The organism is Streptomyces sp. NPDC019396 (assembly GCF_040632375.1).
GTDB lineage: Bacteria > Actinomycetota > Actinomycetes > Streptomycetales > Streptomycetaceae > Streptomyces.
Map to the genome: position 1 here is coordinate 149,585 of NZ_JBEYBS010000009.1, position 12,186 is coordinate 161,770.

Annotated in this window: 10 protein-coding genes and 1 riboswitch; of the genes, 2 read left to right on the forward strand and 8 right to left on the reverse strand. The window is 71.1% G+C overall.

Features of this window, described 5'->3' with window-relative positions:
• Positions 1-124 precede the first annotated feature (124 nt).
• Positions 125-901, forward strand: coding sequence for a VOC family protein (locus ABZ532_RS13200; RefSeq protein WP_361281966.1), 777 nt, complete (start codon positions 125-127; stop codon positions 899-901).
• A gap of 159 nt (positions 902-1,060) precedes the next feature.
• On the opposite strand, the gene ABZ532_RS13205 is transcribed toward ABZ532_RS13200, so the two are convergent.
• From ABZ532_RS13205 to ABZ532_RS13220, 4 genes are all read right to left on the reverse strand, one after another.
• Entirely contained in the window at positions 1,061-1,711 is a 651-nt protein-coding gene (locus ABZ532_RS13205; protein ID WP_361281968.1) for a thymidine kinase, read from the reverse strand.
• A gap of 63 nt (positions 1,712-1,774) precedes the next feature.
• Positions 1,775-2,986 (reverse strand): nucleotide pyrophosphatase/phosphodiesterase family protein, encoded by a 1,212-nt coding sequence (locus ABZ532_RS13210; RefSeq protein WP_361281970.1) that lies wholly within the window; start codon positions 2,984-2,986, stop codon positions 1,775-1,777.
• Positions 2,986-3,582 carry a DUF5998 family protein gene (locus ABZ532_RS13215; protein WP_361281972.1) on the reverse strand — a complete coding sequence of 199 codons (597 nt, stop codon included), beginning with the start codon at positions 3,580-3,582 and terminating at the stop codon, positions 2,986-2,988. Before ABZ532_RS13215 ends, ABZ532_RS13210 begins: the two co-directional genes overlap by 1 nt.
• Before the next feature lie 39 nt (positions 3,583-3,621).
• Positions 3,622-6,597 carry a GNAT family N-acetyltransferase gene (locus tag ABZ532_RS13220; protein WP_361281974.1) on the reverse strand — a complete coding sequence of 992 codons (2,976 nt, stop codon included), beginning with the start codon at positions 6,595-6,597 and terminating at the stop codon, positions 3,622-3,624.
• Positions 6,598-6,684: 87 nt separating this feature from the next.
• Between ABZ532_RS13220 and ABZ532_RS13225 the strand changes: the two genes are divergently transcribed.
• Positions 6,685-6,966: an HPr family phosphocarrier protein gene (locus tag ABZ532_RS13225; protein ID WP_361281976.1), complete on the forward strand. Its 282-nt coding sequence runs from the start codon at positions 6,685-6,687 to the stop codon at positions 6,964-6,966.
• 127 nt (positions 6,967-7,093) lie between these two features.
• On the opposite strand, the gene ABZ532_RS13230 is transcribed toward ABZ532_RS13225, so the two are convergent.
• The 4 genes from ABZ532_RS13230 to ABZ532_RS13245 form a co-directional block, all read right to left on the reverse strand.
• On the reverse strand, positions 7,094-7,780 hold the full coding sequence (locus ABZ532_RS13230; RefSeq protein ID WP_361281978.1) for a GntR family transcriptional regulator: 687 nt from the start codon (positions 7,778-7,780) through the stop codon (positions 7,094-7,096).
• A gap of 254 nt (positions 7,781-8,034) precedes the next feature.
• Positions 8,035-8,808 carry a M23 family metallopeptidase gene (locus tag ABZ532_RS13235; RefSeq protein WP_361281980.1) on the reverse strand — a complete coding sequence of 258 codons (774 nt, stop codon included), beginning with the start codon at positions 8,806-8,808 and terminating at the stop codon, positions 8,035-8,037.
• 12 nt (positions 8,809-8,820) lie between these two features.
• A riboswitch (cyclic di-AMP (ydaO/yuaA leader) is annotated at positions 8,821-8,989 on the reverse strand.
• Between the two features lie 271 nt (positions 8,990-9,260).
• Positions 9,261-10,664: a pitrilysin family protein gene (locus tag ABZ532_RS13240; RefSeq protein WP_361281982.1), complete on the reverse strand. Its 1,404-nt coding sequence runs from the start codon at positions 10,662-10,664 to the stop codon at positions 9,261-9,263.
• Positions 10,661-12,025, reverse strand: a complete 1,365-nt coding sequence (locus ABZ532_RS13245) for a pitrilysin family protein (RefSeq protein ID WP_361281984.1) — start codon at positions 12,023-12,025, stop codon at positions 10,661-10,663. The genes ABZ532_RS13240 and ABZ532_RS13245 overlap by 4 nt, the downstream gene beginning before the upstream one ends.
• Between the last annotated feature and the right edge of the window lie 161 nt (positions 12,026-12,186).

Here is a 12,186-nt window from a genome sequence, read left to right on the forward strand (position 1 = left end):
GCCGGGCCACGCCGCGCGCCGGGTGGTGCAAGCATCTGGAGGGGGCACTGGGCTGCTGCCCGGCAGGGCTCGTTCCCGGCCCCACACCGCACGGCCACGACGATGGTCCGAGGAAAGGGTGACGATGACGACCGAGGCGACTCGGCGCACGCCCGGCACGCCCTGCTGGGTGAGCCTGATGGTGCACGGGCTTTCCGCGACGCAGGAGTTCTACCGGGATCTGTTCGGTTGGGACTTCGTCCCCGGACCACAGCACTTCGGCCCGTACCTCCGAGCCATGATCGACGGCAAGGAGGTCGCCGGCATCGGCCAGCTCCCGCCCGATCGCCATCTTCCGATCGCCTGGACCCCCTACATGGCCACCGAGGACGCCGACGAGACGGCCGAGCAGATCAGATGCTGCGGCGGAACCGTCGGCGTCGGTCCGCTGGACGCGGCAGACGCGGGCCGTATGGCGATCGCATCGGACCCGGAGGGTGGTGTGTTCGGCATCTGGCAGGCCGCGGCCCACACCGGCACCGCCCTGTTCGGCACCCATGGCACACCGGTCTGGAACGAGCTGGTGACCAGGGAGACATCGGCGGTCAGCAAGTTCTACCAGTCCGTCTTCGGATACGACGTGGAGCCGGTGGTCTCCACGGAGTTCGACTACGCCACCCTGCACCTGGAGGGCCGCGCGGTGGCCTCCCTCCACGGGGTCGGCCACGCCCTGCCCCGTGACAGGGGCTCGCACTGGATGACGTACTTCGAGGTCGAGGACACCGAGGAGTCCGCGGCCCTGGTACGGGACCTCGGCGGCCACGTGCTGCACGAGCCCCGCGAAGGCAGCAGCGGATGGCTGGCGACGGTGGCGGACCCCGAGGGAGCGGTGTTCACGATCGTGAGGTCGGCCGAGCGCTGACTCACGCCGGTGGCGGCCCGTCCACGTACCGGCAAGGTTCGCCGGCACCGGCAAGGCCTGCGGCGGCCGTGGTGACCGGAGTGCTGACTGCTGACCTACCGCACCCGCGGAGATTCGACAGCATGGTCATGACCATGCCGAACGGCGGAACGCCGCCGATCAGCCCGGTGTCACCGGCAGCACGTCGGGCGACAGCGCTGCCGCTCGCGCCGCCGAGCTCGTCATCCGCTTGCGATGGTGCCGGCGGCACAGCACCTCGTACCCGACGATCTCCGCGGCCCCGCCCACATCGCCCACCACGACCTGCTCGCCCTCGACGACCATCTCGCCGCCCACCGTGCGCGCGTTGTGGGTGGCGCGGGCCCCGCACCAGCACATGGCCTCGACCTGGAGCGTCTCCACCCGGTCGGCCAGTTCGATCAGCCGCTGGGAGCCGGGGAACAGCTTGGTGCGGAAGTCGGTGGTGATACCGAAGGCGAACACGTCGAGATCCAGGTCGTCCACGATCCTGGCCAACTGGTCGATCTGGTCCACCGGCAGGAACTGGGCCTCGTCCACGATGACGTAGTCGACCTTGCCGCCCCGCGACATGTGGTCCACCGCGTATGCGTAGAGGTCGAGCCGGGGTGTGGCCTCCACCGCCTCGGTCACCAGCCCCAGCCGCGACGAGAGTTTGCCCTCGCCCGCCCGGTCGTCACGGGTGAAGATCATGCCCTGGAGGCCGCGTGCGGACCTGTTGTGCTCGATCTGAAGAGCGAGGGTGCTCTTTCCGCAGTCCATTGTTCCGGAGAAGAACACCAGCTCGGGCATGGGAAAGCGACGACCTTTCAGGTCTTGGGCGGGACGGACGGTGAGGCGCGCGGAGTGCGCGGTTCAGGTGCGTACTTCGATCAGCGGAACGAGCTGCTCCACGGGCGTCATCGAACCATGCATGCCGACCATCGCCGACTCCCGGGGCTCGTTCACGGACGCGGTGATCACCACATCCGCGTGTGCCGCCGCGACGACATCGCCGATACGGCCGTACACACGCTCGTCGACCTGGCCGCCGAACCAGCCCGCAGCGATCGCCTCGTCACGGCTCGCGACCCAGAAGCGGTCGCCCAGCACCTCCCGCCAGACGGCGAGCACATCGGACTCGGCGCCCGGCACCGCGTACACATGGCGGGCCCGGCCCTCGCCGCCGAGCAGGGCGACACCGGCACGCAGCTCCCAGTCCTCGTCGAAGTCGATGCGCGACTCCTCGTCGAACGGGATGTCGATCATGCCGTGGTCGGCGGTCACATAGAGCGCGGTGCGCGGCGGAAGCTGCTCGGCCAGGCGCTGCACCAGGCGGTCGACGTACATGAGCTGGCCGCGCCAGGCGTCGGAGTCCACGCCGAAACGATGGCCCTTGCCGTCGACCTCGCTGTAGTAGGTGTAGACGAGCGACCGGTCGGCGGCCGCGAGCTGCTGGGCCGCGAAGTCCATCCGCTCCTCGCCGCTGAGCCTGCCGTGGAACGTTCCACCACTCAGGGCGATCTTGGTGAGCGGGGTGCCCTGGAAAGCCGGCGACGACACCTGAGCGGTGTGCACACCGGCCTCGTCCGCGAGCTGGAAGACCGTCGGGTACGGCTGCCAGACGTGCGGGGAGGTCCAGGGCGTCCAGCGGAGCTGGTTCATCAGCTCGCCGGTCTCGGGGTTGCGGGCGCTGTAGCCCGGCAGGCCGTGCGAGCCGGGCGGCAGGCCGGTACCGAAGGAGGCGAGCGAGGTGGCGGTGGTGGAGGGGAAGCCGACGGTGATCGGTGCACCCGTGCCGCCGCGGGACGAGCCGAGCAGCGAGGTCAGGAACGGTGCCTCGGCGGGGTGCGCTCTGAGCTGCTCCCAGCCGAGGCCGTCGATCAGGAAGACGCAGTTCCGGTCCGCGGGCTCCAGCTCCGTGAGCATGCGGTGTGTTCCGGGCACGCCCTGGCCCGCGGCGATGGTCGGCAGCAGATCGGCGAGGGATCCGGAGCCGTACGCGGGTACGGCGGCGGTGTCGAGTGCGAGGGGGTGGAAATCGCTGTGCCAGGGGTCACCGGGCAGGGCGGAGTCGGGCAGGACCATCAGCGTGCGGCGGCCGTCGTGGCTGCCGTGGCCTCGGACAGGGCCTGGGCGAAGGTGAGGGTCTGCCGGACCGCGTCCGGGCCGTCACCCGCTTCGCTGACGCGCAGACTGAGGTCGTCCGCGGTGGAGCTGCCGGTGTAGCCGTGGTCAGCGTCGCAGTTGGGGTCTCCACAAGCGGCGGGCTCGAGGTCGATACGGGAGACGGCGCCCCAGCCGATGGTGAGAACGACCTCGCGGGGCAGCGTGCCGGGGGTGTACGCCTCCGGGTTGGCGACGACACGGCTGACGACGACCGAGGAGATACGGTCCAGCTTGACCGATTCGGTGGAGGTCGTGGCGTACGGCGTCGGGGAACTGTTGTCGGCGGCCTGCTCGTCGGTGTGGCTCACCACGAACCGGGTGGCCGTGAGCACCAGGACGGTGACATGGCGGCGGACCTCGTTCGAGTCGAACGTGGTCTCCTGGTGGACCAGGTACGACGCGATCTGCTCACCACCGACGGCGGCTTCCACCGCCTCGGCCACGAGAGCCGGGTAGTAGCCGCTGCGCTCGATCGCCGTGCGCAGCCCCTGGGTCGTCGTACCGGTCTTCGCCATGGGCTCCATCCTACGGGGCCGCGGGACCCTGGAGTGCGCTCAGTAACGGGGGAGCGTCCGCGGGCCCAGGTCGCTGCGGGGCGGTGGCGGGGCCAGCCGGACGGTGGCGCCGAGCACGGAGAGACCCCGCTGGGCCACGACGACCGGTTCCAGGTTGATCCCGACCACCTCCGGATGGTCGTCGACCAGTCGCGACACCCGCAGCAGCAGTTCCTCGAGGGCGTCGCTGTCCACGGGCGCCGAGCCGCGCCAGCCGAAGAGGATGGGAGCCGTCCTGATGGAGCGTACGAGCTCGGCGGCATCGCGGTCGGTGGCGGGGACCAGCCGGTGTGCCGTGTCCCCGAGCAGCTCCGTGGCGGGTCCGGCAAGCCCGAACGACAGTACGGCTCCGACGGCCGGATCGATGGCGGCTCGTACGACGGTGTCCACACCGCGCGGGACCATGGCCTGCACGACCGGCCTGATCTCGGCCGGACCGCCGAGTGCCGCGGTCAACTCCGCGTAGGCCTGCCGGACTTGGTGCTCGTCGGCGAGGTCGAGCCGGACGCCGCCGAGGTCGGGGCGGTGCCGCAGGTGCGGCGCCATGGTCTTGAGCGCCACGGGATAGCCGAGCTGCGCGGCCGCGCGCACGGCGGCATCGGGGCTCGGCGCGGGGGCGGTGGCCAGTACGTCGATGCCGTAGCACGCGAGGAGTGCGCGCGAGTCGTGATCGGTGAGGGTGACGCCGTGTGCCCCGCGTGTCTGGTCCATCACCCGGCCGACGAGTGCCGCGGCACCGGCCTCGTCGATGTCGTCGAACTCCGGCACCTTGCCGGGACGCGCGGCGTCCCGGCGCCACTGCGCGTACCGCACAGCTTCGGCGAGGGCGCGTACGGCACGCTCGGCCGCAGGGTACGCGGGGATACGGGGCATGGCGGGAAGCAACTGCGCGGCGGCCGCTTCCGGGGCCCCCGCCCCGTCCCGTACGGCGGCGTCCTGTCGCATGGCGTCGCGTCGTACGGCACCGAACGGACGTGCCGGCCCTGTCCCGTCGGGTGCCGGGTCACCGGGAGCCGCGTCGGCGCCCGGCGCGGTGGACGGCCGCGGGGGCGCCGAACTCGTGGCCGCCGCCAGCGCGTCCGCCAGACCGCCCAGTTCGACATGGACCACGAGGACCGGCTTGGGAGGGGAGGCCTCCGCCGCCTGGCGCAGTGCCCCCGCCAGCACCTCGCCGTCACCCGACTCGGTCGCCCCGCCCTCCCCCACCCAGGGGATCGCGTTGACGACGACCGCGTCGCACGCCGGGTCCTTCATCGCCTCGGCCAGCGCGTAGCGGAAGTCGTCCGGGGTGGCCGCCGTCGTCAGGTCGCGCGGCGGGAGCGGCCGCAGGCCCTCCGCCAGGCAGGCGTCATAGGTGAGCAGCCCGAGGGACTCGGAGTTGCCGAGGATCGCCACCCGAGAGCCCGCGGGCAGCGGCTGTCCCGCGAGCAGCAGCCCCACGTCGACGAGCTCCGTGACGGTGTCGACGCGGATCACGCCCGCCTGCGCGAGGAGCTCGGAGACCGTGGCATACGGGATGCGGGTGGTCGGCACCGCATGCCCGGGTGGGGCGCTGCCGCTGTGCCGGGCGCCCCGTACGACCACCACGGGTTTGACGGCGGCGGTGCGCCGGGCGAGACGGGCGAACTTGCGGGGGTTGCCGAGCGACTCCAGGTACAGCAGCACCACATCGGTGCCGGGGTCCTCGTACCAGTACTGGAGGAAGTCGTTCCCGGACACATCCGCCCGGTTGCCCGACGAGATGAAGGACGACAGTCCGGCGCCGCGCCGGTGCAGTCCGCTGAGCAGGGCGATTCCGATCGCCCCCGACTGGGTGAACAGACCGATCCGGCCCCTGTTCGGTGACTCGGGGGCGAGCGACGCGTTCAGCCGGACCGCGTCCGCGGTGTTGATGATCCCGAAGGCGTTCGGGCCGATGATCCGCATGCCGTAGCTGCGTGCCTGGCGCACCAGTTCGCGCTGTCGCTCGCGCCCCCGGGCGCCGCTCTCCGCGTAACCGGCGGTCAGCACGACCAAGCCCTGCACCCCGTGTTCGCCGCAGTCCGCGACCACTTCCGGCACCCGCTCGGCGGGTACCGCCACGACCGCGAGGTCGACGGGCTCCCCGATCTCCGCGAGCGTCCGGAAGGCGGGCACGCCGTCCAGGCCGGGCACGTGGCCCGGATCGTGCATGCCCTGCGTGTCCTGCGAGACCTCCGCGCGCTGAGCACCCTGCGCGTCCTGCGCCAAGGCCCGGTTCACCGCGTACAGCCGTCCGGTGTAACCGGATTCCACGAGATTGCGCAGTGCGGCACGGCCCACGCCACCCGGTGCCCGGCCGGCGCCGATCACCGCCACCGAACCGGGGGCCAGCAGGCGCTGCACGGAGCGCGCCTCGGCGCGCTGCTCGCGCGCCCGCTGGACGGCCAGTGACCGGGCGGTCGGCTCCAGGTCCAGCGTCAGCCGGACGGCTCCGTCCTCGAAGCTGCGCTTCTGGGTGTAGCCGGCGTCGGTGAAGACCTTGATCATCTTGCTGTTCGCCGGCAGCACCTCCGCCGCGAACCGCCGGATCCCCCGCTCACGGGCGACCGCCGTGATGTGCTCGAGGAGCGCGGACGCGACGCCCCTCCCCTGGTGCGCGTCCTGGACGAGGAAGGCGACCTCGGCCTCGTCGGCGGGCGCCGATGCCGGCCTGCCGTTCGCGTCGATCCGGTCGTAGCGCACGGTGGCGATGAACTCGCCGCCCACCGTCGCCGCCAAGCCCACCCGGTCCACGTAGTCGTGGTGGGTGAACCGGTGGACGTCCTTGGTGGACAGCCGGGGGTAGGGCGCGAAGAAGCGGTAGTACTTGGACTCGTCCGAGACCTGTTCGTAGAAGCTCACGAGCCGCTCGGCGTCCTGCGTGGTGATGGGCCTGATGCGTGCGGTGCCACCGTCACGCAGCACCACGTCGGCTTCCCAGTGGTCGGGGTACGCGTGGTCCGACGGGGTCTGCATGGGCCCAGACTACGACCCGGGCCCCGGTCGCGAAGCCCGTAAGCCGGGTGCAGTCTGAGGTCACCCCCAGACTGAGGAGGCATCACCATGGCTGAGCGCCGCGTCCATGTCGGCTGGGCCGAGGGCCTGCACGCCCGCCCCGCTTCGATCTTCGTCCGCGCCGCCACGGCCGCGGGCATTCCGGTCACCATCGCCAAGGCCGACGCCAGCCCGGTCAACGCCGCCTCGATGCTGGCGGTGCTCGGCCTCGGCGCGGAGGGCGGCGAGGAGATCGTGCTCGCCTCCGACGCGGACGGCGCCGAGGCGGCACTGGACCGGCTGGCGAAGCTGGTGGCCGAAGGACTTGAGGAACTGCCCGAGACCGTGTGAATTGGCGCAGCATTTATGAAGAGGATCGCCACCGGAATACCGGGAGCACCAAGGCACAGCAATTCACGCCTGGGGGCACACCCCCCGGAAATCGTTTATTGAACCTCTTTTGTATACGGCACCTGTGTTAATCACGCGCGCTCGCTGTGTTTACGGGATGTTGCGAAACCCTCACCGCCGGGCGCGGCGGCGGAATACGCAGCCGGTGCGCCCTGGCCGTCCGCTCCGCGTGCACCGCGGTGAGCGCCCGCGCGCGCTCCGCGTCCCCGCGCGCCACCGCGTCCACGATCGCCGCATGCTCGGACCAGCACTCCATCGGCTGGACCGGCTGCTCGACCGCGTACATCCAGGCGATCTTGTACCGCAACTGGGTGAGCAAGGTGATCAGCCCGGGGCTGGCGGACGCCTGGGCCAGCGTCTCGTGGAACCAGCCGCCCAGTGACCGCAGATCCTCGCCCTGGCCGCCGCGAGCCCGCTCCCGGCCCAGTCTTACCAGGCCGCGCAGCACCTTCAGATGGGCCTCGGTACGCCGCTGCGCGGCCCGGGCAGCACCGAGCGGCTCCAGCAGCACGCGGGTCTCCAGAAGGTCGGCGGCCTCCTGCCTGGTGGGCTCGGCGACACACGCGCCGGCGTGCCGGCGGGACACCACGAAGCCTTCGGACTCCAGGGTGCGCAGCGCCTCGCGCACAGGGACGCGCGAGACGCCGTAGCGACGGGCCAACTGCTCCTCGGCGAGCCGGCTGCCACGCTCCAGGACCCCGGACACGATGTCGTCGCGGATTGCCGTGCATACCGAGCGCGCAGGAATGCGCATACCGAACCTCCGCCTAAATCCGCTGCATCCGCTCACTCCGCGCGAGATCCAGTCGATCAGTCGAGCGACGTCTGTTCGGTGACTCTATGACAATGGGACGGAATTCCGATGGCCCGCTCCGGTCCATGGATATCTTTTGGCCGGAAAATGCCGAAGGCTCCGGCCGGTCTCGATGACCGGGCCGGAGCCTTCGTGCTCCGCGCGCCGTGGGACCGCGCGCGGATCGGAGCTTCGCCTGCCGCGTTGCGGTTCGGTCAGACCTTGACGCCGTGGCCGCGCAGATAGGCCACCGGGTCGATGTCCGAGCCGTACTCGGGGCTCGTACGGGCTTCGAAGTGGAGGTGCGGGCCGGTGGTGTTGCCGGTGGAGCCGGACAGTCCGAGCTGCTGGCCCGGGGTGACCCGCTCGCCGACGGAGACGCTGATGGACGAGAGGTGGCCGTACTGGGTGTACGTGCCGTCGTTCATCTTGATCACGACGTTGTTGCCGTACGCGCCACCCCAGCCGGCCTCCACGACGGTGCCCGTGCCGACCGCGACGACCTTGGACCCGGAGGAGGCGTGGAAGTCGATGCCGGTGTGGCTGCCCGAGGACCAGATGGCCCCGCCCGAGTGGTAGTCGGTGCTGACATAGGACCCGGCGACGGGAAGGTTGTACGACAGCAGGCGCTTGCGCTCGGCCTCACGGGCGGCGCGTTCCTCGGCATCCCGGGCGGCCTTGACCCGGAGCTCGGCGTTGCGCTTCGCGTCGGCTTCGGCCTTGGCCTTGGACGCGGCGAGGTCCGCCTCTTCCTGCTGGACGTCGGCCTGGGCGCCGACCTGCTTGGCGAGCGTGTCGCCGACGATGACCACCTGGTTCAGACCGGTGTCCTCGACGGAGGGGCTCTCCGGCTCGGCGGCGAGGGCGGGTGAGGCGAGGGTTCCGACGACGCCGGTGGTGGCCAGCGCCGCGGCCCCGGCGATGCCCGCACGCTTGCGCGTCAGCCGGCTCGGACCACGATGCTTCCCGGTGGCACGGGTGAACGCCATGAAGTGGCTTGTCCTTTCCTTCCTTCTCGCCTACCGGGTTAGCTGACGGGTTCGGAGCAGGAAGGTCTCCTACGGTCCCCCTCCACGCGGATGCGCGAAGGCGTACCGATTCACCCCACGGGACTTGTGGGTCCCCGGCTCCCCAGGCTTGCGCCCGACGGGGACTCGGCGATAGCTGCCCGTTGCCGCAGGTGCGGCGCATATCAACGAGCGGACAGTGCAGAAGACGCTAAGCCGATCTTCGGCCAATCACCAAATGAACACGAGATTTTGTCGCACATCCCACAGGGCAGACAGGCAGCCTCTCCAACAAAACGGACAAACGGGCAGGTGCGGAGAGGGATGAACGGGCAAAGAGAAGGGCCCCGTTGAGCATGCGCCAACGGGGCCCGTGCAGGTCCTCACCCGCGGATGCCTCCTGGCTCCACGGACCTTCGGCTCACTCCCGTCAATCAGCCGGTGACAATGGTCACTTCGCCGATTCCGAGCGCCTTGACCGGCTCCTCGATCTCCGCGGCGTCACCGACGAGGACCGTGACAAGCCGATCCACCGGGAAGGCGCTGACGACCGCGGCGGTCGCCTCGACGGTGCCGGTGGCGGCCAGCCGGGCATACAGCTGTCCCTGGAAGTCGTCCGGGAGACCCTGCTCCACCTGGTCGGCCAGCGTGCCGGCGACGGAGGCGGCGGTCTCGTACTTCAGCGGGGCGACACCCACCAGGTTCTGCACAGCCACATCGCGCTCGGCGTCCGTGAGGCCCTCGGCGGCGAGCGTGCGCAGCACCGTGACGAGATCCTGGAGCGCCGGGCCGGTGTTCGGGGTGTCGACGGAGCCGCTGATGGCGAGCGTGGCCGCGCCGGTGGCACCACCCGGGGCCGCGGGGGCGGCCGAGCGCAGCACCTGGGCGAAGGCCCGCACTCCGTAGGTGTAGCCCTTCTCCTCGCGCAGGACGCGGTCCAGGCGCGAGGTGAGGGTGCCACCCAGGCAGTAGGTGCCGAGGACCTGGGCCGGCCAGACGCTGTCATGGCGGTCCGGCCCGATGCGGCCGATGAGCAGCTGGGTCTGAACGGCGCCGGGACGGTCGACGATCACGACACGGCCCGTGTCGTCGGCGGTGATCGGCGCCATGAGGCGGGGCTCGCCCGCGCTGCCGGTCCAGGCGCCGATGGTGTCGGCCAGCACGGCGTCCAGATCGACGTCGGCGAGGTCACCGACGATCACGGCCGTGGCGGTGGCGGGCCGCACATGGGCCTCATAGAAAGCCCTGACGGCAGCGGAGTCGATGCCTGCCACGGTCTCTTCGCTGCCCTGACGGGGCCGCGACATCCGCGAGGACGCCGGGAAGAGCTGCTTGGCCAGCTCCTTGGCGCCGCGGCGGGCCGGGTTCGCCGTCTCGTGCGGGATCTCGTCGAGCCGGTTGCGTACGAGCCGCTCGACCTCACTGTCCGCGAACAGCGGCGCCCTCAGGGCCTCGGCCAGCAGGCCCATGGCCTTCGGCAGCCGGGAGACCGGCACTTCGAGCGAGAGGCGGACGCCGGGGTGGTCGGCGTGTGCGTCGAGGGTGGCGCCGCAGCGCTCCAGCTCGGCGGCGAACTGCTCCGCCGTGTGTTTGTCGGTGCCCTCGGAAAGCGCTCGGGCCATGATCGTGGCCACGCCGTCGAGGCCCTCGGGCTCCGCGTCCAGAGGAGCGTCGAGGAAGATCTCAACGGCCACGACCTGCTGGCCGGGGCGGTGGCAGCGCAGCACCGTCAGTCCGTTGCCGAGCGCGCCGCGCTCGGGCGCGGGGAAGGCCCACGGCCGGGCCAGCCCGGGCTGCGGCTGCGGGTGGAAGTCCATGGTCACGGCAGCCTCGGTCACTGTCCGGCCCCCTCTGCGTCGTCGGCGTCGTCGTTGTCCTCTGCCGCGGCGGCAGCGGCGGCTGCGGGCTCGTACACCAGCACCGCGCGGTTGTCCGGCCGCAGCCGGGCCTGAGCGACGGCCCGCACCTCGTCCGCGGTGACGTCCAGGACCCGCGAGACGGCGCTGAACGCCAGCTGGGGGTCGCCGAACAGCACGGCGTACCGGCACAGTTCGTCGGCGCGGCCCGCGACGGTGCCCAGCCGGTCCAGCCATTCGCGCTCCAGCTGGGCCTGGGCGCGCTCCATCTCCTCGGACGTCGGCCCGTCGGCGGCGAACCGTGCGAGCTCCTCGTCCACGGCGGCCTCGATCTCGGGTACCTCGACACCACCGGAGGTCTTCACATCCAGCCAGCCCATCGACGGCGCCCCGGCCAGTCGCAGCAGACCGAAGCCGGCGGCGACCGCCGTGCGGTCGCGGCGCACCAACCGGTTGTGCAGCCGGGACGACTCCCCGCCGCCGAGGACGGTGAGCGCCAGGTCTGCGGCGTCGCATTCCCGTGTGCCGTCGTGCGGCAGCCGGTAGGCGGCCATCAGGGCGCGGGCGGGGACCTCGTCGACGATCTCCTCACGCAGTTGCTCACCGATGGTCTCGGGCAGCGAGCCGTCGCGCGGCGGCTGCTTGCCGTCATGGGACGGGATGGAGCCGAAGTACTTCTCGATCCAGGCGAGGGTCTGCTCGGGGTCGATGTCGCCGACAACCGACAGCACGGCGTTGTTGGGCGCGTAGTAGGTACGGAAGAAGTGCCGCGCGTCCTCGAGGGTCGCCGCGTCCAGGTCGGCCATCGAGCCGATCGGGGTGTGGTGGTAAGGGTGGCCCTCGGGGTACGCCAGGGCCGTCAGCTTCTCGAAGGCCGTGCCGTAGGGGACGTTGTCGTAGCGCTGGCGGCGCTCGTTCTTGACGACGTCCCGCTGGTTCTCCATGGACTCCTCGTCGAGCGCGGCGAGCAGCGAGCCCATGCGGTCGGCCTCCAGCCAGAGCGCGAGCTCCAGCTGGTGGGTCGGCATGGTCTCGAAGTAGTTGGTGCGCTCGAAGCTGGTGGTGCCGTTGAGCGAGCCGCCGGCCCCCTGGACCAGCTCGAAGTGACCGTTGCCCGACACCTGCCCGGAGCCCTGGAACATCAGGTGCTCGAAAAGGTGAGCCAGTCCCGTACGTCCCTTGACTTCATGGCGGGAGCCGACGTCGTACCAGAGGCACACCGCGGCGACCGGGGTCAGGTGGTCCTCGGAGAGCACCACCCGCAAGCCGTTGGCCAGGCGGTGCTCGGTCGCTGTCAGGCCGCCGGAGCCGGCCTGCGCTGTGGCCGTGTGACCCATGGGCATGTGGTCCCTTCGATCGCGTTTCGGTAGTCCTGCCGGTTGTCCTGCCACTGTATGCAAGGCCACCGACACCTGGCGAAGTTCCCGGCGGTTCCGTCCCGGTTACGGCGCGTGGTCGCGGAGCCCGCTTGGGCCTCTGCCCCGGGTCGCGGTCCGCGTTGTCG